At 73.4% G+C, this 21,987-nt stretch carries 20 protein-coding genes; 1 reads left to right on the forward strand and 19 read right to left on the reverse strand.

Annotated elements, in window-relative coordinates; all coding sequences use genetic code 11:
- Window positions 1–44 precede the first annotated feature (44 nt).
- The 11 genes from atpA to IEW07_RS10245 all read right to left on the reverse strand — a co-directional run bounded on the left by atpA (window position 45) and on the right by IEW07_RS10245 (window position 10,069).
- On the reverse strand, window positions 45–1,670 hold the full coding sequence (atpA, locus tag IEW07_RS10195; RefSeq protein WP_188536849.1) for a F0F1 ATP synthase subunit alpha: 1,626 nt from the start codon (window positions 1,668–1,670) through the stop codon (window positions 45–47).
- A gap of 167 nt (window positions 1,671–1,837) precedes the next feature.
- Complete coding sequence (locus tag IEW07_RS10200) at window positions 1,838–2,650, reverse strand: F0F1 ATP synthase subunit delta (RefSeq protein WP_188536851.1); 813 nt, start codon at window positions 2,648–2,650, stop codon at window positions 1,838–1,840.
- Window positions 2,650–3,201, reverse strand: coding sequence for a F0F1 ATP synthase subunit B (locus tag IEW07_RS10205; protein WP_188536854.1), 552 nt, complete (start codon window positions 3,199–3,201; stop codon window positions 2,650–2,652). Before IEW07_RS10205 ends, IEW07_RS10200 begins: the two co-directional genes overlap by 1 nt.
- 47 nt (window positions 3,202–3,248) lie before the next feature.
- Window positions 3,249–3,452, reverse strand: a complete 204-nt coding sequence (gene atpE, locus IEW07_RS10210; protein ID WP_017833261.1) for an ATP synthase F0 subunit C — start codon at window positions 3,450–3,452, stop codon at window positions 3,249–3,251.
- 117 nt (window positions 3,453–3,569) lie between these two features.
- Entirely contained in the window at window positions 3,570–4,301 is a 732-nt protein-coding gene (gene atpB, locus IEW07_RS10215; protein WP_229741736.1) for a F0F1 ATP synthase subunit A, read from the reverse strand.
- Between the two features lie 93 nt (window positions 4,302–4,394).
- Window positions 4,395–4,784, reverse strand: coding sequence for an AtpZ/AtpI family protein (locus tag IEW07_RS10220; protein ID WP_188536858.1), 390 nt, complete (start codon window positions 4,782–4,784; stop codon window positions 4,395–4,397).
- Complete coding sequence (locus tag IEW07_RS10225; RefSeq protein WP_188536860.1) at window positions 4,781–5,176, reverse strand: hypothetical protein; 396 nt, start codon at window positions 5,174–5,176, stop codon at window positions 4,781–4,783. The genes IEW07_RS10220 and IEW07_RS10225 overlap by 4 nt, the downstream gene beginning before the upstream one ends.
- A gap of 8 nt (window positions 5,177–5,184) precedes the next feature.
- Entirely contained in the window at window positions 5,185–6,297 is a 1,113-nt protein-coding gene (locus IEW07_RS10230) for an MraY family glycosyltransferase (RefSeq protein WP_229741738.1), read from the reverse strand.
- The gene (locus IEW07_RS10235) at window positions 6,294–8,207 is read right to left on the reverse strand and encodes a polysaccharide biosynthesis protein (RefSeq protein WP_371870228.1); all 1,914 of its coding nucleotides are present in this window, start codon (window positions 8,205–8,207) and stop codon (window positions 6,294–6,296) included. The genes IEW07_RS10230 and IEW07_RS10235 overlap by 4 nt, the downstream gene beginning before the upstream one ends.
- A gap of 61 nt (window positions 8,208–8,268) precedes the next feature.
- A complete protein-coding gene (locus tag IEW07_RS10240; protein WP_188536960.1) occupies window positions 8,269–9,072 on the reverse strand; it encodes a glycosyltransferase in 804 nt (267 codons plus the stop codon).
- A 73-nt stretch (window positions 9,073–9,145) separates the two neighbouring features.
- Entirely contained in the window at window positions 9,146–10,069 is a 924-nt protein-coding gene (locus IEW07_RS10245; RefSeq protein WP_188536862.1) for a glycosyltransferase family protein, read from the reverse strand.
- Window positions 10,070–10,343: 274 nt separating this feature from the next.
- On the opposite strand from IEW07_RS10245, the gene IEW07_RS10250 reads away from it, so the two are divergent.
- Window positions 10,344–11,315, forward strand: coding sequence for an NAD-dependent epimerase/dehydratase family protein (locus IEW07_RS10250; RefSeq protein WP_188536864.1), 972 nt, complete (start codon window positions 10,344–10,346; stop codon window positions 11,313–11,315).
- A gap of 14 nt (window positions 11,316–11,329) precedes the next feature.
- On the opposite strand, the gene IEW07_RS21625 is transcribed toward IEW07_RS10250, so the two are convergent.
- The 8 genes from IEW07_RS21625 to lysA form a co-directional block, all read right to left on the reverse strand.
- Window positions 11,330–12,415, reverse strand: coding sequence for an L-threonylcarbamoyladenylate synthase (locus IEW07_RS21625; RefSeq protein ID WP_308738225.1), 1,086 nt, complete (start codon window positions 12,413–12,415; stop codon window positions 11,330–11,332).
- 4 nt (window positions 12,416–12,419) lie between these two features.
- Window positions 12,420–13,334 (reverse strand): peptide chain release factor N(5)-glutamine methyltransferase, encoded by a 915-nt coding sequence (gene prmC, locus IEW07_RS10260; protein WP_229741742.1) that lies wholly within the window; start codon window positions 13,332–13,334, stop codon window positions 12,420–12,422.
- Window positions 13,335–13,347: 13 nt separating this feature from the next.
- Entirely contained in the window at window positions 13,348–14,430 is a 1,083-nt protein-coding gene (gene prfA, locus IEW07_RS10265) for a peptide chain release factor 1 (RefSeq protein ID WP_188536865.1), read from the reverse strand.
- 108 nt (window positions 14,431–14,538) lie between these two features.
- Window positions 14,539–16,740 (reverse strand): transcription termination factor Rho, encoded by a 2,202-nt coding sequence (rho, locus tag IEW07_RS10270; RefSeq protein ID WP_188536867.1) that lies wholly within the window; start codon window positions 16,738–16,740, stop codon window positions 14,539–14,541.
- A gap of 323 nt (window positions 16,741–17,063) precedes the next feature.
- Window positions 17,064–18,023 (reverse strand): homoserine kinase, encoded by a 960-nt coding sequence (gene thrB / locus IEW07_RS10275; protein WP_188536869.1) that lies wholly within the window; start codon window positions 18,021–18,023, stop codon window positions 17,064–17,066.
- Window positions 18,024–18,029: 6 nt separating this feature from the next.
- Window positions 18,030–19,136, reverse strand: a complete 1,107-nt coding sequence (gene thrC, locus IEW07_RS10280; protein ID WP_188536871.1) for a threonine synthase — start codon at window positions 19,134–19,136, stop codon at window positions 18,030–18,032.
- Window positions 19,137–19,201: 65 nt separating this feature from the next.
- Window positions 19,202–20,536 (reverse strand): homoserine dehydrogenase, encoded by a 1,335-nt coding sequence (locus IEW07_RS10285; protein WP_188536873.1) that lies wholly within the window; start codon window positions 20,534–20,536, stop codon window positions 19,202–19,204.
- Window positions 20,537–21,985, reverse strand: coding sequence for a diaminopimelate decarboxylase (lysA, locus tag IEW07_RS10290; RefSeq protein WP_188536875.1), 1,449 nt, complete (start codon window positions 21,983–21,985; stop codon window positions 20,537–20,539). It abuts the gene before it with no gap.
- Window positions 21,986–21,987 lie beyond the last annotated feature (2 nt).

Below are 21,987 nucleotides of genomic sequence, written 5' to 3' on the forward strand. Positions count from 1 at the left end.
ACGGTGGCCGGTGCGCCGCCGAGGCGGCGCACCGGACCGGCCGGCTACTTCTTGACGATCCGTTCCTGGACGACCTCGGACTCGTCGAGGGGCTTGTGCTCCTCGTGGCCCACCTGGATGTCGTGCTTCGTGCCGTGGAAGTCCCGCTTGACCTCGGCGACGGCGGTCTCCAGGGCCGCGATCGCGTCGTCCTCGAGCTTGCCCGTCTGCGCGATGGAGTCGAGCACGTTGGTCGTGCGGCGCACCTGGTCGAGCAGGGCCTGCTCGAAGTCCAGCACGGACGCCACCTCGACCTCGTCGAGGTGGCCGTTGGTGCCGGCCCAGATCGACACGACCTGGTCCTCGACCGGGTACGGGGTGTACTGCTTCTGCTTGAGCAGCTCCATCAGGCGCGCACCGCGGGTCAGCTGCTGGCGGGAGGCCGCGTCGAGGTCGGACGCGAACATCGCGAAAGCCTGCATCGAGCGGTAGGACGCCAGCTCCAGCTTCAGCGTGCCGGAGACCTTCTTCATGGCCTTGATCTGCGCGGCGCCGCCGACGCGGGACACGGACACGCCGACGTCCACCGCGGGACGCTGGTTGGCGTTGAAGAGGTCCGACTGCAGGAAGATCTGGCCGTCGGTGATGGAGATGACGTTGGTCGGGATGAAGGCCGACACGTCGTTCGCCTTCGTCTCGATCAGCGGCAGACCGGTCATCGAGCCGGCGCCCAGCTCGTCCGAGAGCTTGGCGCAGCGCTCCAGGAGGCGGGAGTGCAGGTAGAAGACGTCACCCGGGTAGGCCTCGCGTCCCGGCGGGCGGCGCAGCAGCAGCGAGACCGCACGGTACGCCTCGGCCTGCTTGGACAGGTCGTCGAAGACGATGAGGACGTGCTTGCCGCCGTACATCCAGTGCTGGCCGATGGCCGAGCCGGCGTAGGGGGCGAGGTACTTGATGCCCGCGGGGTCGGAGGCCGGGGCCGCCACGATCGTGGTGTACTCCAGCGCGCCGTTGTCCTCGAGGGTCTGGCGCACGCCCGCGATGGTCGAGGCCTTCTGGCCGACCGCCACGTAGATGCAGCGCACCTGCTTGTTGACGTCGCCGGACTCCCAGTTCGCGCGCTGGTTCAGGATGGCGTCGACGGCGATCGCCGTCTTGCCGGTCTGGCGGTCGCCGATGATCAGCTGACGCTGGCCGCGGCCGATCGGGATCATGGCGTCGATGGCCTTGATGCCGGTCTGCAGCGGCTCGTGGACCGACTTGCGCATGGTCACGCCGGGGGCCTGGAGCTCCAGGGCGCGGCGGCCCTCGGCCTCGATCGGGCCGAGGTCGTCGATGGGCTGGCCCAGCGGGTCGACCACGCGGCCGAGGTAGGCGTCGCCCACGGGCACGGAGAGGACCTCGCCGGTGCGGTGCACCTCCTGGCCTTCCTGGATCTCGCGGAATTCTCCGAGGATCACGACGCCGATGTCGCGGGTGTCGAGGTTCTGCGCGAGGCCGAGAACGCCGTTCTCGAAGCGCAGCAGCTCGTTCGCCATCACCGAGGGGAGGCCCTCGACGCGGGCGATGCCGTCGGCGGCGCTGCTGACGCGGCCGACCTCTGTTCGTTCTGCGGTGCCGGGCTCGTAGGACGCGGCGAACTCGCTCAGCGCGCTACGGACTTCGTCGGCATTGATGGTCACATCGGCCATCTGCTGTCCCTGCTCTCCTGGTTCGTGATCACTGCGGAGCAGTGACCGTGAGTACTTTCCTTCGGCGGACCGTTCTGCGGTTCCGCCGGCCCGTTCTGCGCGACCGGCGGAACGTCAGGCCCGCGACGGCATCGTTCGGGATCCCGGACCCGGCGCTCCGGGGCGGATCAGGCCCTGATCCGCTGCTGCAGCTCGTCGAGGCGGGCCGCGACGGAACCGTCGATGACCTCCTCGCCGACCTGCACCCTCAGCCCGCCGAGCAACGCCGGGTCGACGTCGAGCGTGAGCTTCAGGTCCTTGCCGTACAGCTCGTTGAGCTGGTGCTGCAGGCGCCGGAGCTGCTCCTCGGTCAGCGGCCGGGACGTGGTCACGTGCGCGATCCACCGCTGGTGGCGCGCCACGACCTCGTCCGCGAAGCGCTCGACGAGACGGCCGACCAGTGCGCCGCGCGGCGAGAGGACCGCCTGCTCGATGAGCAGGCGGGTCTCCTCCGAGGCGCCCGGCGCGAGCCGCTGCACCAGGCGGGTCTTGGCGGCCACGTCGGCCCGCTGGTCGCTGAGGACGCGCTGGACCTCGTGCGAGTCGTCCACCACGCTCTTGAACGCGATGAGCTGGTCGACGAGCTGCTCCAGGCCCTGGACGCCGCCGCGGTTCTCCGCGGAGGCGGCCGTGAGCGTCACGCCGGCGTGCTCGAGGGCGTCGACGAACTCGCGGTCGTCGCTCCACCGGCGCTCGGCCAGGACGGCGATCAGCTCCACGGCCTCCGGGGAGACCTTCCCCGTGAACAGGCGGCGGATGACCTGCGCCCGCGCCTCCCCCGGGTAGGAGGGGTCCGTGATGGAACGGCGCAGCGCGCCGTTCTCGTCGAGCACGGCCAGCACGCCGAAGACCTCACGGGCCAGGGCAGGAGTGGCAGCCCCTGCCCAGCGCTCGACCGCCAGCGCGGTCTGGTGTCGGGATTCGTTCGATGCACCTGTCATTACCGAGCCGCACCTGCGTTCCGCTGCTGCTCGGTCTCCAGGTCCGCGAGGAACCGGTCGACCACACGGTTGGCGCGCGCGTCGTCGTCGAGGGACTCGCCCACGATCTTGGACGCGAGCTGGGTGGCCAGCGCGCCGACCTCGGTGCGCAGGGAGGCCACGGCGGCCGAACGCTCCGCCTCGATGGTCCGGTGGGCGTTCTCGGTGATGCGCGCCGACTCGGCGTTCGCACGGTCCTTGAAGTCCGCCAGGATCTTGTCGCCCTCGAGCCGGGCCTCCTCGCGGATCTTCTGAGCCTCCAGGCGCGCGCTCTCGAGCTGCTGGTTGTACTCGTCACGGGCGGCCGCGGCCTCGGCCTGGGCGGCCTTGGCCTTGGCCAGCCCGCCCTCGATGGCCTCGGTGCGCTCGCTGTAGACCCGCTCGAAGGCCGGCACGACGAACTTGACCACGAGGAAGAGCAGGATCAGGAACCCGATGAGGGTGATCACCATCTCCCACACGTTGGGGAAGAGAGGATTCGCCCCTGCCTCGGCTGCCAGCAACAGTGTCATGTGCGCGATTCCTGTTCTCTAGGAAGGACGGGTACGGGGTGCGCCACTCAGGCGATGAACGCGAGCACGAAGCCCAGGATCGCGAGCGCCTCGACGACGGCGAAGCCGAAGAACAGCATCGGCTGCAGCACACGCTGCGACTCCGGCTGACGGGCGACGGACTGCATGTACGCGGCGAAGATCAGACCCACGCCGATGCCACCGCCGATGGCAGCCAGACCGTAACCGATAGCACTGAGCGAACCAGTCATGAGGGGTGTTTCCTTTCTAGGTGCCCGGGGGCCGGGCGTCGTAGCCGTGTCGGCTCTGAACAGTTGTGAGGATGGACTGTCGGTGTCCGGGAGTCCCGGACCGGTTCCCCGTCTGGGTCAGTGGCCCTCTTGCAGGGCGCCCTGGACGTAGACGGCGAAGAGCAGGGTGAAGATGTAGGCCTGGAGGACCTGAATGAGGATCTCCAGGAAGTAGATGAAGATGCCGAGCACCGCGGAGCCCACCGAGACGACGCTGATGAGGCTCGCCTGCGAGATGAGGTACCCGGTCATGGACGCCGCCACCATCAGGGCGAGGTGACCGGCGAACATCGTCGCGAACACACGCAGGGCGTGCGTGACGGGGCGGATGATCAGGTTGGAGAGGAACTCGATCGGGATGAGGAAGATGTAGAGCAGCTTCGGGACGTCCGGCGGCATCGTCATCTTGCCCATGAACCCGCCGAGGCCGTGGCGCTTGATCCCCATGAAGACCCAGGTGACGTACGCGATGCCGGCCAGGACGTAGGCGGAGCCCGCGTGGGACAGGGTGGGCAGCTGCAGCACGGGGATGGAGCCGAAGAGGTTGTTCACCAGGATGAAGAAGAAGAAGGTGAACAGCAGCGGGATGTAGGGGCGGAACTCCTTCTCGCCGATGATGTCGCGGCCGAGGTGGTTGCGCACGAAGCCGTAGCCGGCCTCACCGAGGTACTGCGCCTTCGACGGGACGAGGGCGTGGCGGCGGATGGCCCACATGAAGAAGCCGGCGATCAGGACGACCGACAGGAGGATCAGCAGCATCTGCTTGCCGAACTCGAAGGTTCCCAGCTCGAAGAACGGAGGAAGGTGCATCTCGTCGACTGTCGGAGCGGTGAATCCTCCGGTGGCGGGAAGCCTGAGGGCGGCGTTCAATGCGGGTCCTTTCTGCAGTGCTCTGGCCGGTGGTCACGGTCGGGGCGCCGAGTCCGGGCCGGACTGGTGCGGGTTGTCAGGATCTGCACCGTCGGAGGACTGGCTGCGACGGAGCCCCTCCTGCATGTGGAGGTACACGACGAAGATCCCGGAGGCGGCGCCTATGCACGCACCCAGGATCACGATCCACCGGGTTCCCAGCACGCGATCCGCACCCCACCCTACCAAACTCCAGAACCCCATCCCGATCACCACGTACAGGAGTGTCGTGAGGCCTCCGGCCAGGCCACCGGCCTCCACGAGCTGGCCCGCGGTGCGCAGCGAGGGCTCCTTCCGGGGCCCCGGCCCGGCGGGCTCGGAGGTCTCCGGCTGCTCGGGGGGCTCCGGCCGCTCGGGCCGTCCTCCGTCGTCGTGCGCGCTCATGCGGTCGGTCCTTCCTTCTCGTCCACGGGCGTGTCCGCGGGGGTCTCGGCGGGGGCTTCGGTGGGTGTCTGGGCGGGGGCGTCCTGCGCCGCCCGGTCCCGCTCGAGCTCCTCGCGCGCCCTCCGGCTCGCCCGGGCGGCCGTCGCGGCCGCGAGCGCCAGCCAGCCGGCGAGCGCGGCCAGCACCCCGGCGGCGAGCCACCCTGGGCGCAGCCAGGCCGGTGCGGGGACGTAGAACAGCACCCAGCCGAGCACGAGCACCTTCACCAGGTACGTCATGGCCAGCAGTGGGGCGGCGGCCGTCCCGGGCAGCCGGGAGCCGAGCAGGGCGACCAGCAGCGTGATCACGTAGCTCACGCTGATCAGGCCGGCGCCGGCCAGCGCGCTGGCCACGGCCCCGCTCATCCGAGGGCCCCGTCGCGGGCCCGCACGGCGGCACGGCGCCCCAGCAGGTCGGGCAGGAAGAGGTAGACCAGCAGGACGCCCACGACGAATGCGCCGGCCAGCGCGGTCGCGACCGGGCCCGTGCGCAGGCCCACGACGGAGGCGACGCTGACCAGGACCGTCGCGCCGGTGACCACGAGCGCGGAGCCCAGGTGCGAGAGACCGACGTCGGTGAGCCTCTGGTAGACGTGCTTGCGGTGGGGCCGGTACCACGGCTCCCCCGCCCGGATGCGCCGGAGCAGCGTCACGGTCGTGTCCGCGACGTAGACGGCCAGCGGGGGCAGCAGGTACTCGACGTAGACCCCGGACAGGAACGCGGCGACCGCGATCCCGGCCAGGGAGCCGCCGAGCAGGTAGGAGCCGACGTCGCCCAGGAACACGCTGCCGCGGGCGAGGTTCCAGGGCAGGAAGCCCGCGAAGCCGCCCGCCACGGCGAGGCCCGCCGCGACCATCCACGGGAGGTCGTTGGAGGCCCCCGCCCAGGCGTAGAGGAGCCCCGCCGTCAGCCCGTGCAGGCCGGAGATGCCGTTGATGCCGTCCATGAAGTTGGCCATGTTGACGTACGCGGCGATCGCGAGCGTGCCCACCGGCAGCCACCAGCCGGAGGTGCCGAGGACGGCCGTGAGCACGGCCGTCGCGCCGAGGCCGAGGCACAGCTGGGCGGCCAGGCGGGCGCGCACGGACACCCCCCGGTAGTCCTCGGCCCAGCCCAGGGCGGCGGACAGGGCCGCGACCGCGAGCACCACCAGCGCCACCGACCGGTCCACCCGGACCGCGCCGGTGAGCAGCGCCAGGCCGTAGGAGGCCAGCACCGCGGCCGCGACGGCGAGGCCCATGCCCCGGATCACGGTCCTCCGGTGGGAGGAGCGCTCGTTGGGGATGTCCAGGACTCCCCAGCGGGCCAGCAGGGGCTTGACCGCGAAGGGCAGCAGCAGGCTGAGCACGAGGGCCGGCACGCCGACGGTGAGCACGGTCTCCGCCAGCTGGCGCAGCTCCTCCGGGCCGGGGGCGGCGCCGGGATCGGGGACGGGCACGGCGGCCGGCGGGGCGGTTCCCACGTCGGCCCTCACGACGCCGTCCCGGTGGCGCTGCGGGGACGCTGCACGGAGGTGGGCGGCGGCTGCGTGGACGGCGCCACGACCGGGATGGTGCCGGTGTAGACCATGCCGCCGCGCACCTTCCAGGTGTGCCGGTCCAGCTGCGCGGGGTCGAGGCGGTCGGCCCGGGTGTGGGAGATCTTGGGGTGGAACGGCCGCTCGTCCTGCTCGCCGAGGCCGATGAGGTCCTCGTGCAGCTTCTCCCCCGGGCGCAGGCCGGTGATCTCGATCTCGACGTCCTCGCGGCCGCTCATCACGCGCAGCCGCTCGGCGATGTCCATGATCCGCACGGGCTCCCCCATGTCGAGGATGAGGACCTCCCCGCCGCGGGCGATCGCCCCGGCCTGGATCACGAGCTGGCAGGCCTCGGGGATGGTCATGAAGTACCGGGTGGCCTCGGGGTGGGTCACCGTGATCGGGCCGCCCTGCCGGATCTGCTCGGTGAAGAGGGGCAGCATCGACCCGCGGGAGCCGAAGACGTTGCCGAAGCGCACGGACGCGTACCGCCGCCCGGTCCGGTCCGCCGTCCAGGCCGTGAGCTTCTCCGCGACCCGCTTGGAGTGCCCCAGCGCGGTGGTGGGGTTGGCGGCCTTGTCCGTGGAGATGTTCACGAACACCTCGACGTCGGTCTCGGCCGCGGCCTGCAGCACGTTGAGGGTGCCGAGCACGTTGGTCTTCCACGCCTCGTCCGGGTACTGCTCGAGGAGGGAGACGTGCTTGAGGGCGGCCGCGTGGAAGACCACCTCGGGCCGGCGGTCGCGGAAGATCGCGCGCACCGTCTCGGGGTCCCGGATGTCGGCCAGCACGGTGTCGCGGCCGTCGAGCAGGCCGCGGCCGGTGATGGAGATCTGGGTGCCCTGCAGCGCGGACTCGTCGCGGTCGAGCATGATCAGCTCGCCCGGCTCGAAGCCCACGAGCTGGCGGCACAGCTCGGAGCCGATGGACCCGCCGGCGCCGGTGACGAGCACCCGCCGGCCCTTCACGTAGCCCGCGATCTCCTCGACGTCGATGTCCACGGGACGGCGGCCGATGAGGTCCTCCATGCTGATGTCGCGGAAGTCCGGGGCCGTGTGCTTGGCCGTGAGCACCTCCCCGAGCGGCGGCATCGTCATCACGCGGATCCCGGTGCCGGCCACGGCGTCCGCGACCCGGTGCATGATCCGCGGCTCGGGGTCGGACATCGCCACGATGAGCACCGAGGCGCGGGTGTGGGCCATGACGTCGCGCAGGTCGTGCAGGGTGCCCAGCACCGGCACGGAGGAGATCCGCAGGTGCTTCTTGGCGGGGTCGTCGTCGATCAGGGCCACGGGCAGGAACTCGGAGTTCGGGTCCTGCATCATGCGGTGGACCAGGAAGGTGCCGAGGTAGCCCGCCCCGAAGATCACGACGTTCTGCGCCGACGCGCCGGGGCGGGTGGAGGCCTCCTGGTACATCCGCTTGAGGTAGCGGAAGGCCGCCATGAACAGGCAGGCGAAGGGGAAGGCGATCAGCGCCGTGGAGCGCGGGATGCCGATGCTGGTGCCGAGGACCAGCAGCAGCACCTGCACCACGGCGGTGACGATGACGGTCACGACCACGAGCAGCTTCGCCTCGTCGAAGCTGCCGAACGAGTAGCGCCCCTTGTAGAGGGCGAAGGAGAAGCCGACGACGAGCTGCGCGGCCACGGCCACCGCGGACACGAGCAGCAGGCCCGGGACGCTGAGGAACTGCCAGTTCATCTCGTAGCGCAGCACGAGCGCGAGCACGAACGCCACGACCCACGCCGCGGAGTCGAGGAGCATCTGGATCCACAGCCACGCGACGGGCTTGTCCTGCTGGGGCGGACGGGGCGGGGGTGCCGTGCTCTCGGCCGCGCCGGGGGCGCGCTCGGGCTCACCACTCATCGAGTCGTTCCTTTCGTGGTCGGTGCCGGAGCCGGTCGGCCGGGTCGGGTGCCGGGGGCGGTCAGCGGCGGGGCGCGCCGACCATGGCCCGGTAGGCGATCTCGCGGAACCGGGTGGGCACGAAGCGGTAGCCGCCGCGCACCACGACGTTGCGCACCCATTGTAGGAACCCCACGTGCCCGGCCGCCCGGAGCCGGGCCTGCAGGGCCAGCTCGGCCCGGAACACGCGGAACCCGCCACGGCGCTCGTAGGAGCCCGCCGAGACGCGGTAGCCCACGAGCGGCTCCGCCACGTTGCGCACGTCGGAGCCCGCGCGGAGCATCCGCACCCACAGCCAGTAGTCCTCGGCGAGGGGCACGTCCTGGTAGCCGCCCACGGCCGCCACGGCGGAGCGCCGGAACACCACGGTCGGGTGGCTCACGGGGTTGCGGTGGCGAGAGACGGCCAGGATGTCGCGGGCCCCTACGGGGGCGCGCCGCAGGGCCAGCGGGCGGGTCTCGTCGTCGCCGATCTCGTGCATGGAGGAGCCGACCAGGTCGGCCCCGTCCTCGACGAGGGGCAGCTGCACGGCGAAGCGCCGGGGGTAGGAGACGTCGTCGGCGTCCGCGCGGGCCACGACGTCGTGGGCGCACCGGGCCAGCCCGGCGTTCAGGGCGGCGGTGAGCCCGGCGTTGCGCTCGAGGTCCACCCGGACGACGGGCACGGGCAGCTCCCGGGCCAGCCGGTCCAGCTCCGCCTCCAGGGGGGCCGGCACGGGGCCGTCGCGCACCAGCACGAGCTCGGCCGGACGGCGCAGCTGCTCGACCGTGCTGGACTCGGCGGCCCGCCGCACCCGCTCCGGGGTGTCGCCGTGGTACACCGGCATCAGCACGGAGAACTCGACCGGGAACCCGGCCGGGCCGCCGGGGGCGGACGGCGCCGAGGGGTCGGTCACGGGGTCACCGGGGCCCGCCGAAGCCGCGCCCGCGCATGCCGCCGACGTAGCGGCTCGCCCAGAGCGCCAGGCCACGGGGGTCGCGCCGGCGCAGGTAGTGCAGGGGGTAGCCCAGGAAGTCCGCCCCGAGCTGCACGACGCGGCGGTGCCGCCAGCTGATGTAGCCGCGGTTGCGGAAGAAGTGGGCGCGCTTGAACTCCGTCTCGGGGACCAGCACCTGCAGGCGGCCGGGGATCACCATCTGTTCCTCGCCCCACCCCGGGGGGTGCGCCACGGCGGTGCGGGTGGTGGTGCCGAACGGCAGGCCGGACCCGCGCAGCCGGAGCAGGAAGTCGATCTCGTCCCCGCGCAGGAACAGCTTGAGGTCGGGCAGCCCGATCCGGAAGAAGACGTCCTCCCGCAGCAGCGCCCCGTTGAAGAAGTCGGCGTGCCCGGGCAGGAAGCCCTGCGGCTCCACCGCGGCGCGGGAGTGGGTGATCCGGCCGTCGACGCGCCGGGGGAAGGCCAGCTTCCCGTGGTCCTGCGGCGCCACGATCAGCGGGGAGACCACGGCCAGCTCCCGCCGCTCGGCCTCCTCCAGCAGGATGCCCAGGGTGTCCGGGCCCTCCGGGTGCGCGTCGTCGTCCATGAGCCACACGCGGTCCGCGCCCGTGGCCAGGGCCGTGAGGATCGCCAGGGCGAAGCCGCCGGCCCCGCCGAGGTTCGCCAGGGACCGGACGAGCCGCAGCTCGAACCGCCCGCCGATCGCCTCCCGGAGCCGCTCCTCCGGCACCGCCTCGCGCCCGGCGTCGACGAGGCACAGCGACGCCACGGGCGCCGTCTGCCCGCGCAGCGCCTCGACGAGGGCGAACACGTCGTCGTGGCGGTCCTGGGTCACGCACGCCACCGCCACCGCGGGGGTCGGCGCGGGGGTGGGCTCGGACGGCATGCTGCTCCTCCTGTGCGGCGCGGGGGCGCTCGCGGGGCTCGGGGTCGGGTGCACGGACGGGACCGCCCGGCGGCGGCGCGGGGCACGGCGCGGGGCGGGATCGTGCCGAGTGTAGCAAGCGGGGCCGGACGGGCCCCGGACGGACGGCCCCGTCCCCCGGCGAGCGGGAGGCCGGTCTGTACGATGAGCGCAGGGTCCCGGTCGGGCCGACGGCGGACCGGCGGGGCCCCGCAGTGACCGGGAGACCGGCAGCGACCGACTGAGAGGAAGCACCGTGACATCGACGACCTGGGCAGTCCTCGGAGCGACGGGGTTCGTGGGCTCCGCGACCGTGGCCCGGCTGCAGGCGGAGGGCCGCAGGGTGGTGCCGGTCTCCGCTCCCCGCCTGGCCTCCGGCGCGCACACGGTCCACCACCTGCTGGAGCAGGCCGGCCGGCTGGAGTCGGTGATCGACTACCTCGCCGAGTCCTTCGCGGGCGCCCACGTCGTGATCAACGCCGCGGGCCTCGCCGCCCCGGACCAGACGCACGAGGAGTCCCTGGTGGGGGCCAACGCGCTGCTGCCGGTGCTCGTGGCGCTCGCCGCCCGGCGCACGAGCGTGCGCCGGGTGGTCCACCTCAGCTCGGCCGCCGTCCAGGGGGACATCGACGTCCTCGACGAGACCCCCACGACCCGCCCCTTCTCCCCCTACTCCTTCTCCAAGGCCCTGGGCGAGAGCGCGCTGCTGAAGCTGCGCCGCGACTGGGCCGGCGAGGAGGGCGCACCGGTGGCCACCGTGCTGCGCGCCACCTCGGTCCAGGGCTCCGGCCGGCGCACGACCGAGCGGCTGGCCCGCTTCGCGTCCTCGCCGCTGTGCTCCGTGGCCGGCGACGGCACCGCCCCCACGCCCGTCACCTCGGTGCACGCCCTCGCGGAGTTCGTCTCCCGGGTGGGCTGCCACCCGGAGGAGCTGCCCCCGGTCGTGCTGCAGCCGTGGGAGGGTGCCACGACCGCCTCGATCCTGCGGGACGCGGGCCGCCGCGAGCCCCTCCACCTGCCGGCGCTGCTGTGCCGGCTGGTCGTGGACACCGGGTTCGGCCTCTCGGCGCTGGCGGGCAACCGCTGGCACGGGGCCGTGCGCCGGATCGAGGTCACGTGGTTCGGCCAGCGCCAGGTGCGCGGCTGGGCCGAGGAGCACGGCGCGGTGCCCGAGCCGCGGATCAGCGAGGTGCTGCGCCAGGCGCACCTCGCCCTCGGCAGGGGCTGACCCGCCGGGCGGGCTCAGACCCCGTCGAGCCCCCGCGCGACCAGCCGGGCGGCCTCGTCCACGGACAGCGGCCGGGTCTCCCCCGCCCGGCCCTCCGGCGCGGTGCGGGTGCGGTCCTGGTCCACTGTGGGCCGCCCCGCCGCGCCGCCGGCCGAGCGCGCCACGAGCGAGGCCGCGAAGCCCTGGGCGGCGGCGGCCTGCGCCGGGTCGGGGGCCGGCAGCTCCTCGGCGGGAGCCGGGACCGGCGGCGTCCCGTCCTGCTCGTGCCGGCCGTAGTGGTCGTGCTCCCCGGCCGGGGCCCCGGCCTCCGGGTCGATCTCGCTCACCGCGTGGGAGCCGGAGGACGTCCTCGCGGTCTCCCCTGTGGTCTCTCCTCCGGCCTCGTCGGCCCCCCCGGCCGGTCCGTCGCCGAGCTCCTCGTCGCCGTCCGCCGGGATCACGGAGGGCACGACCTCGCGCAGCCGGGCGAGGCTCACGGCGCCGTGCCGCACGAGCACGGGGGTCTCCCCCGTGCAGTCGACGATCGTGGAGGAGACGGGGGCGTGCTCCGCGCCGCCCGCATCCCCGGCGGGGCGGGGGCCGTCGTCGAGGTAGAGCTCCACCGCGTCCCCCAGCATGTCCACCGCGGCCCGGGCGGTGAGGGCGGCCGGGTGGCCCGTCCGGTTGGCCGAGGACACGGCCAGCGGGCCGGTCTCGATCAGCAGCGCCTGGGCGACCTCGTCGTCGGGCACGCGCAGGGCCACCGTCCCGTGGGTCTCCCCCAGGTCCCAGCCCAGCGAGGGGTGGGCGTGGAAGATCAGGGTCAGGCCGCCGGGCCAGAACGCGCCGGCGAGGGCCCGGGCGTCGTCGGAGACCTCGTCCGCGAGCCCGTCGAGGACCCCGGTGTGCGCGATGAGCACGGGCGGGGGCATCGTGCGGGCGCGGCCCTTGGCCGCGAGGAGGGTCGCCACGCCCTGGGCGGAGAACGCGTTGGCGGCGATGCCGTAGACGGTGTCCGTCGGCATCACCACGCACGCGTCCGCGGCGAGGGCGCGGGCGGCGTGCTTGAGGCCCGCGGCGCGCTGGGCGATGCTGCTGCAGTCGTAGACGGTGTGGCTCACGCGGTCATTCTCCCACTTCTCCCGTGGCGGTCTCCTGCCCGCCCTCCTGCGCACCCTGGGGTCCGGCCGGCCGCCGCCCGGCCGTGGCGCGGTCGCGGCCGGTGAGGTCCTGGTGGCCCACCACGTCGACGAAGCCCGCCGCGCGCAGGGCGCGGGCCACGGCCCCGGCCTGGACCTCGGCGTGCTCCATCACGAAGAATCCGCCCGGCCGCAGCAGCCGCACGGCGGAGGCCAGGGCCGCGCGCGGGAGGTCCAGGCCGTCCTCGCCGCCCCCGTAGAGGGCGAGGTCGGGGTCGTGCTCGCGGGCCTCGGGCTCGCGCGGCACGGCGTCCGGGGGGATGTACGGCGGGTTGGAGACGACGACGTCGCACCGCCCGTCGAGCTCCGGGAACGCGGTGCGCAGGTCGCCCCGGACGAGCTCGGTCCGGGTGCCGCGCAGGTTCTCCGCGGCCCACGCGTGGGCGGTCTCCGACAGCTCGACGGCGTGCACGCGCGCCTGCGGCACCTCGTGGGCCACCGACGCCGCGATGGCCCCGGAGCCGGTGCCCAGGTCCACCACGTGCGGGCGGTGCACGCCCGCGGCCAGCTGCTCGCGCAGCTCGTCGACGACGGCCTGGACCACCGTCTCCGTCTCGGGCCGGGGCACGAACACGCCGGGGCCGACGGCGAGGACCAGGTAGCGGAAGTGGGCCACGCCCGTGAGGTGCTGCAGCGGGATCCGGCGGGCGCGCTCGGCGACCAGCTCCGCGTAGCCCGCGGGCTCGTCGGCGCCGATGATGGCGCGCGCCTCGACCTCCCCGCGGGACAGGCCCATGAGGTGGCCCGCGAGCAGCAGCGCGTCGGTGCGCGCGGCGTCGATCCCCGCCTCGGCGAGCACCTGCTCCGCCCAGCGCACCGCCTGGCCCAGCGACCTGTTCACGACCGGCCCCCGCTCAGCTGTCCTGCTGGCCGATGGCCTCGAGCCGGGCCTGCTCGTCCATCTCGATCGCGGACTGCACCACGGGCTCGAGGTCCCCGGCCATGACGTGGTCGAGGTTGTACGCCTTGTACCCGGTGCGGTGGTCGTTGATCCGGTTCTCGGGGAAGTTGTAGGTGCGGATCCGCTCGGACCGGTCCATCGTGCGCACCTGGGAGCGGCGCTGCGCGGCGCTCGCCGCGTCGATCTGCTCCTGCTGGTGGGCGAGGATGCGGGCACGCAGCACGCGCATCGCGGCCTCGCGGTTCTGCAGCTGGGACTTCTCGTTCTGCATGGCCACCACGATCCCGGTGGGCAGGTGGGTGATCCGCACGGCGGAGTCGGTGGTGTTCACGGACTGCCCGCCGGGGCCCGAGGAGCGGTAGACGTCGATCTTGAGGTCGTTCTGGCTGATCTCGACCTCCTCCGGCTCGTCCACCTCGGGGAAGACCAGCACGCCGGCGGCCGAGGTGTGGATCCGGCCCTGCGACTCGGTGACGGGCACGCGCTGCACGCGGTGGACGCCGCCCTCGTACTTCAGCCGCGCCCAGACGCCCTCGGCGGGGTCCGTGGCGCCGGACTTGATCGCGATCTGGACGTCCTTGTAGCCGCCCAGGTCGGACTCGGTGGCGGAGATGAGCTCCGTCTTCCACCCGCGGGCCTCCGCGTACTTCAGGTACATCCGCAGCAGGTCGCCGGCGAACAGCGCGGACTCGTCCCCGCCCTCCCCCGCCTTGACCTCGAGGATCACGTTGCGCCCGTCGTCGGGGTCGCGGGGGATCAGCAGCCGGCGCAGCTTCTCCTGGGCCTCGTCGAGCTGCGCCTCGAGCGAGGGGATCTCCTCGGCGAACTCCGGCTCCTCGGCGGCGAGCTCGCGGGCGGCGCCCAGGTCCTCCTCGAGGCTCCGCACGCGCCGGTGGGCCTCGACGACGCCGTTGAGCTCGGCGTAGCGGCGGCCGAGCTTGCGGGCCTTGCCCTGCTCGGCGTGCACGGCGGGGTCGGCCAGCTGCTGCTGCAGCTCGGCGTGCTCGTCGAGCAGGGACTGGATGGGATCCGGCATGGGGCGCTCCTTCGGAGGCGGCGGAGAGGGTCGGACGGTGGCGGGCACGACGACGCCGCCGCGGCCCCGTCCGGTCTGACCGGTCGGGGCCGCGGCGGCGGGGGCGTGCTAGCGGTCGCTCTCGGCGCGGGCCGACAGCGTGGTCTTCTGGACCTGCAGCAGGAACTCGGTGTTGGACTGGGTGTCCCGCAGCTTGTTCGTGAGCAGCTCCAGCGCCTGCTGCTGGTCGAGCCCGGACAGGACGCGGCGCAGCTTCCACATGATCTTGATCTCGTCGGGCGAGAGGAGGTTCTCCTCCCGGCGGGTGCCGGAGGAGTTGACGTCCACGGCCGGGTAGATCCGCTTGTCCGCGAGGTTGCGGGACAGGCGCAGCTCCATGTTGCCGGTGCCCTTGAACTCCTCGAAGATCACCTCGTCCATCTTGGAGCCGGTCTCCACGAGGGCGGTCGCCAGGATGGTGAGCGAGCCGCCGTTCTCGATGTTGCGGGCGGCGCCGAAGAACTTCTTCGGCGGGTACAGCGCCGCCGAGTCCACGCCGCCGGAGAGGATGCGCCCGGAGGCGGGGGCGGAGAGGTTGTAGGCGCGGCCCAGGCGGGTCATGGAGTCGAGGAGCACCACGACATCCATGCCCATCTCCACGAGACGCTTGGCGCGCTCGATCGCCAGCTCCGCGACCGTGGTGTGGTCGTCGGCCGGACGGTCGAAGGTCGAGGCGATGACCTCGCCCTTCACCGTGCGCTGCATGTCCGTGACCTCCTCGGGGCGCTCGTCGACCAGCACCATCATGAGGTGGACCTCGGGGTTGTTCGTGGTGATCGCGTTGGCGATCGACTGCAGCATGAGCGTCTTCCCGGCCTTCGGCGGGGACACGATCAGGCCGCGCTGGCCCTTGCCGATCGGCGCGACGAGGTCGACCACGCGGGGGCCGATCTTCTTGGCCTCGGTCTCCAGGCGCAGCCGCTCCTGCGGGTACAGCGGGACCAGCTTGCCGAAGTCGACGCGGTCCTTGTTGTCCTCGGACTTCTTGCCGTTGACCGTGGTCAGCTGGACCAGCGCGTTGAACTTCTGCCGGGGGCCGCCCTGCTGCTCGCCGTCGCGGGGGGCGCGGATGGCGCCGACCACGGCGTCGCCCTTGCGCAGGTTGTGCTTCTTGACCTGGGCCAGGCTGACGTAGACGTCGTTCGGGCCGGGCAGGTAGCCGGAGGTGCGCACGAACGCGTAGTTGTCGAGCACGTCCAGGATGCCGGCGACGGGCAGGAGGACGTCGTCCTCGGTCAGCTCCGTGTCGTCGACCTCGGGGCCGTTGCTGCGCCCGCGGCGGTTGCGGCGCTCGTTGCGCTCGGTGCGCTCGGTGTTGCGCTCGCTGCGGTCGCGGTCGCGGTCGTTGCGGTTGCGGTTGCGGCGGCTGCGGCGGCTGCCGCCCTCGCCCCGGCCATCGCCGTCCTGGCCGCTCTTGTCCTGACGGTCCTGGCGGTCCTGGCGGGACTCCTGCTGCTTGCCGCCCTCGGCCTGCTTGCCGCCCTCGGCGCGGTTGTCGGCGCGGTTGTCCCGCTTGCCGCGGTCCTGGCCGCCCTTGTCCTGAGCGCCCTTGTCCTGGCCGCCCTGGCCGCCCTGGCCGCCCTGGCCGCCCTGGCGGTCCTGGCGGGACTCCTGGCCCCGGCCGCCCCGGCCGCGCTCCTGGTCGGACTGCTCGGCGGTGCGCTCCTCGGCGGGACGCTCGTCCTCGCCGCGCTGGCCGCTGCCGTCCTCGCGGCCGCGGTTGCGGTTGCGGGTCCGGCCGCGGTTGCGTCCGCCCTCGCCGCCGTCCTGGCCGCCCTGGTCGGCCTGCTCGCCGGTGGCCTGCTCGGCAGCCTGCTCCGCGGCGGGGGCCTGCTCGGGCGTCCGCTCCGCGGCGGGGGCCTGCTCGGCGGCGGGCTCCTGGCCCGCCGTGACGACGCCGGAGCTGGTGGCGCGGCGCGAACGGGTGCGGCGCTGCGGCTGGGCGTCCTCGGCGGGGGCCTGCTCGCCGGCGGCCTGGGGCTGCTCGGGAGCCCTCTCGGCCGTCTTCTCGATCGTCTTCTCGACCGTCTTCTCGACGGTCTGGGCGATCTTCTGCTCGACCGCGCGGTCGCGGTCGGCCACGGCGCCGCCGCGCTGGTGGGCCGCGATGGCGTCCACCAGGAGGCTCTTGCGCATGCGGCGGGCGCCGGTGATGCCCAGCTGGGAGGCCAGCGCCTGGAGCTGCGCGAGCTTCAGCGCGGACAGGCCCGCGTTCCTGGGGTCGGCGGTGGTCTCTTCCGTACCTGTGGAAAGGTCGGTGGTCTCGGTCACGAAGTGTCCTTCTCCCTCGGTGGGGGGTCCGTGGATCTCAGAGTCCAGGACCGTGGATGGTTCCCGGCGGGCCGCGAGACGGGCCGCCGGCGGCAGGGGCGCGCGTCGGAGCGCGGCAGCCTGGGCGAACATGGTGGCACCCGGAGGAACTGGTGCGCACCGGACCGTGGTGGCCCGGACGCGCCGTCGGCATCGAAGGAGCCGGTGCCGGCGGGGGATCACCGGGAAGATCGGGGGGAACGGAGGTGAGGCGGTTGGATCATCGGATCCGGGGCTGAGCCCCTCGGGATGCCCGCTGTCCTCACCGCGCGGGGCGCGGTCTCCTACCCCTGGATCTGCTGCGGGTGCTGTTCCAGCTTAGCACCCTGCCCGTCGACGCGCAGACGGAGGACACGCCAGGAGACCGCACGGTCGTCCTGGCCCGGCCGCGTCAGCTCGGCCAGGGCGCGCTCGGCGCCGTCCGCCTCGGCCTCGCCGGCGGCGAGGACGAGCACCGTGGGGCCGGCCCCGGAGATCATGGCCGCGAAGCCGCGCCGGCGCAGTCCGCCCATGAGCCGGGCGCTCGGCGGCATGGCCGCGGCCCGGTACGGCTGGTGCAGCCGGTCCTCGGTGGCGGGCAGCAGCAGCTCGGGACGGCGGGTCATCGCCTCGACCAGCAGGGCGGTGCGCCCTGCGTTGACCGCGGCGTCGTGGTGCGGGACCTGCGCGGGCAGCAGGGACCGCGCGAGGCTGGTGGGGACCTCGAAGTCGGGGATCGCCACGATCGGCACGACGTCCTCGTGCACGGGCACCGGCGCGCTGCGCCAGCCGCCGTCGGCGTCCTCCCAGGAGATCACGAGGCCCCCGTAGAGGGACGGGGCGACGTTGTCGGGGTGGCCCTCCATCGCGGCGGCCACCTGCAGCAGCCGCTCGTCGTCCAGCGCACGCTCCGCCGGCAGCAGCGCGTTCGCGGCCAGGACGCCGGCGACGGCCGCGGACGCGCTCGATCCCATGCCGCGCCCGTGCGGGATGCGGTTGGTCGCCTCGAGGCGCAGGCCGGGCAGCTCGTCGACGCCCGCGGCGCGGAAGGTCGCGCGCATGGCCCGCACCACCAGGTGGTCGGCGTCCCTCGGGACGGACTCCGCGCCCTCCCCGTGCAGCTCGAACTCCAGCCCCGAGGCCAGGACCGTGACCGCGAGGTCGTCGTAGTGGCCCAGGGCGAGGCCCAGGCTGTCGTAGCCGGGTCCCACGTTGCCCGTGGAGCCCGGCACGCTGACGGAGACCCTGCGCCCGATCTCGAACACGCCGCTCTACTCCAGGCCCAGCGCGGCGGCCACGGCCACCACGTCGAACGGCACCCGCTTGGGCTCCACGAGGGAGGGGTCCTCCCGCTCGGCGGCCTTGATCGCCCACTGGGGGTCCTTGAGCCCGTGGCCGGTGACGGTGATGACGATCGTCCTGCCGGTGGGCGCCTCCCCCGCGGCGTGCTTCTGCAGCAGGCCCGCGACGCCCGCGGCGGAGCCGGGCTCCACGAACACTCCCTCCCTGGCGGAGAGCCAGCGGTGCGCGGTGAGGATCTCGTCGTCGGACACGGCGCCGATGAGCCCGCCGGACTCGTCGCGGGCCGCGATCGCGGAGTCCCACGAGGCCGGGTTGCCGATCCGGATGGCGGTCGCGATGGTCTCCGGCTCGGTCACGGGGTGGCCGAGCACGAGGGGGGCCGCGCCGGCGGCCTGGAAGCCCCACATCACCGGGAGCTTCGTCGAGGCGGCGGGCAGCTCCCCCGCCGGGGAGGCGAAGGGGCGGGAGTACTCCTGGTAGCCCTTCCAGTACGCCGTGATGTTGCCCGCGTTGCCCACGGGGAGGATGTGGAGGTCCGGGGCGTCGCCGAGGGTGTCCACGACCTCGAACGCGCCGGTCTTCTGCCCCTCGATCCGGTAGGGGTTCACGGAGTTCACGAGGAACACCGGGTAGGACTCGGAGAGCTTGCGGGCCACGTCGAGGCAGTTGTCGAAGTTGCCGTCCACCTGGATGATGTCCGCGCCGTGCGCGATCGCCTGGGACAGCTTGCCCATGGCGATCCGCCCCTCCGGCACGAGCACCGCGCACCTGAGACCGGCCTGCTTGGCGTAGGCTGCGGCCGAGGCCGAGGTGTTGCCGGTGGAGGCGCAGACGACGGCCTCGGCGCCCTCCTCCTTGGCCTTGGTGATGGCCATGGTCATGCCGCGGTCCTTGAACGAGCCCGTGGGGTTCATCCCCTCGAACTTGAGCCAGACCGTGTTGCCGGTGAGCTCGGACAGGGCGCGCGCCCGGATGAGGGGGGTCCCGCCCTCCCCCATGGTGATGACCTCGGTCGACTCCGAGACGGGCAGCCGGTCCCGGTACTCGTTGATGACGCCCTGCCAGACGTGTGCCATGTGCTGATCTCTTCCTTCGGACTGCTCGGGGACTGCTCGGGGGACGGGGTGCGGGACCGGGACGGTCAGTCGGCGTGCTCCACGCGGATCACGCCGGCGACCTCCTCGACGTCGGCCAGCTCGGCGAGCGCCTCGACCGTGGCCATGAGGTCCTTGTTCGCGCCCCGGTGGGTGACGAGCCGCAGCTCGGCCAGCCGCGGGGCGCCGCGGGGGTGGTCCTTCTGCTGCATCGTGTAGATCGACACGCCGTGGTCGGCGAAGACCTGGGCGATGCGGGCGAGCACCCCGAGGCGGTCGTGGACCACCAGGGTGATGGAGAAGCTGGTGCGCACCTCGTCCATCGGCAGCGCCGGCAGCTGGGCGTGCGGCTCCGCGACCTGGGCGGGACCGCCCAGGACGAGCCGCCGGGCCGCCGAGACGAAGTCGCCGAGGACGGCGGAGGCCGTGGCCGCCCCGCCCGCGCCGGCGCCGTAGAACATGAGGGAGCCCGCGTTCTCGGCCTCCACGAACACGGCGTTGTAGGCGCCGTGCACCCCGGCGAGCGGGTGCTCGCGCGGGATCATGGTCGGGGTGACCCGCAGGTTCACCCCGTCCGCGTACCGCTCGCACACGGCCAGCAGCTTGATGACGTAGCCCGAGTCCCTGGCGGCGGCCACGTCCGCGGCGGTCACGCCGGTGATTCCGCGGCAGTAGACGTCGTCGATCGTGAAGGTCGAGTGGAACGCCAGGGACGCGAGGATCGCGGCCTTCGCCGCGGCGTCGTGGCCCTCGACGTCGGCCGTCGGGTCCGCCTCCGCGTAGCCGAGGCGCTGCGCCTCGGCCAGCGCGTCCTCGAACTGGGCGCCCGTGGTGTCCATCTGGTCGAGGATGTAGTTCGTGGTGCCGTTCATGATCCCCAGCACGCGGTCGACCCGGTCCCCGGCGAGGGAGTCGCGCATGGGGCGCACGATGGGGATGGCCCCGGCCACCGCGGCCTCGTAGGACAGCGGCACGCCGGCGGCGTCGGCGGCGTCCTGCAGCTGCCGGCCGTGCCGGGCGATGAGCGCCTTGTTGCCGGAGATCACCGGCTTGCCGGCGTGCAGCGCGCGCAGGATGCGGCTGCGGGCCGGCTCGATCCCGCCGGTGAGCTCGATGACCACGTCCGCGGCGTCGATGAGCGCGTCCGCGTCGGTGGTCAGCAGCCCGGCGGGCAGCTCCACCGTGCGCCGGGCGGCGACGTCCCGCACGGCGATGCCGATCAGCTCGATGGGCGCGCCCACGCGCGCGGCGAGCTCGCCGCCGTGGTCGATGAGGATCCGCGCCACCTCGGCGCCGACGTTGCCGGCGCCCAGCAGGGCCACCTTCACGGTGCCGGGGGCGGTCTCGGAGGGTCGGGGGGTCTCGGGGGTGGAATCGCTCACTCAGGCTCCCAGGTCGCGTGCCAGCAGGTCGTCCTCGGTCTCGCCCCGCACGATCAGCCGTGCGTCCGGCTGCGCGCCCGCGGCGCGCACCGCCACGACCGGCGGGCGGGGGACCCAGTTGTAGTTGCTGGACAGTGCCCAGCAGTAGGCGCCCGTGGCGGGCACCGCGAGGAGGTCGCCGGGGGCGAGGTCCTCGGGCAGGTAGACGTCGCGCACGACGACGTCGCCGGACTCGCAGTGCTTGCCCACCACGCGCGAGAGCACCGGGGCGGCCGCCGACACGCGGTTGGCGAGCACGGCGGTGTAGTCGGCGCCGTAGAGCACGGGCCGGGCGTTGTCGCTCATCCCCCCGTCCACGGACACGTAGCGGCGCTGCGCGCCGGGCTCGACCGTGACGGTCTTCAGCGTGCCCACGGTGTAGAGGGTGCAGGCCGCGGGGCCGGAGATCGCGCGGCCCGGCTCGATCGACAGGTGCGGGACGGCGATGCCCAGCGCGGACGCGGCGGCCGCGACCCGGTCGGCGAGCGACTCGGCGATCTCGCGGGCCGGGCGCGGGGTGTCCGCCTCGGTGTAGGCGATGCCGTAGCCGCCGCCCAGGTCCAGCTCGGGCAGCTCGAGGCCGAAGCGCTCGTCGGCGCTGGCCATGAACGCGAGCACGCGCTCGGCCGCGGTGCCGAAGCCCTCGGCGTCGAAGATCTGGGAGCCGATGTGGCAGTGGATCCCGCGCAGGTCCAGGGCCGGGTCCACGACGCACGCGGCGACCGCCTGCATCGCGGGGCTGTCCCCGCCGTCCTCCGGGGCGGCCAGGGAGAGGCCGAACTTCTGGTCCTCGTGGGCCGTGGCGATGAACTCGTGGGTGGAGGCGTGCACGCCCGGGGTCACCCGGATCATCACCGGGGCGACGACGCCGAGCGTGCGGGCCAGGCGGGCGACGAGCTCGATCTCGGCGAGGGAGTCGACCACGATCCGCCCGAGCCCCGCGTCGAGGGCGCGGGTGATCTCCGCGGCGGACTTGTTGTTGCCGTGCAGCGCGATCCGGGCGGGCTCCATGCCGCCGCGCAGGGCGACGGCGAGCTCACCGCCGGAGGCGGTGTCCACGTTGAGGCCCTCCTGCCGGATCCACCGCACGACCTCGGTGGTGAGGAAGGACTTCCCGGCGTAGTACACGGAGACCTCGGCGCCGATCCGGGCGAAGGCCTCCCCGAAGGCGTCGCGGAACGCGCGCGCGCGGGCCCGCAGGACGTCCTCGGAGTAGACGTAGGCGGGGGTGCCGAAGCGCTCGGCGAGCTCCGTGGCCGGGATCCCGGACACGGTCAGCACGCCGTCCGGGCCGCGCCCGAAGGCCTCGGGCCAGATGACGGGGTCGAGGGCGGCGGGGTCCTCGGGCACGCTCAGCCAGGCGGGGGCCAGCGGGGAGCCGGCCGCGCGGTCGGTCCGTCCGACGCTCACGC

Source organism: Kocuria dechangensis (assembly GCF_014636775.1).
Taxonomy (GTDB): Bacteria; Actinomycetota; Actinomycetes; order Actinomycetales; family Micrococcaceae; genus Kocuria; species Kocuria dechangensis.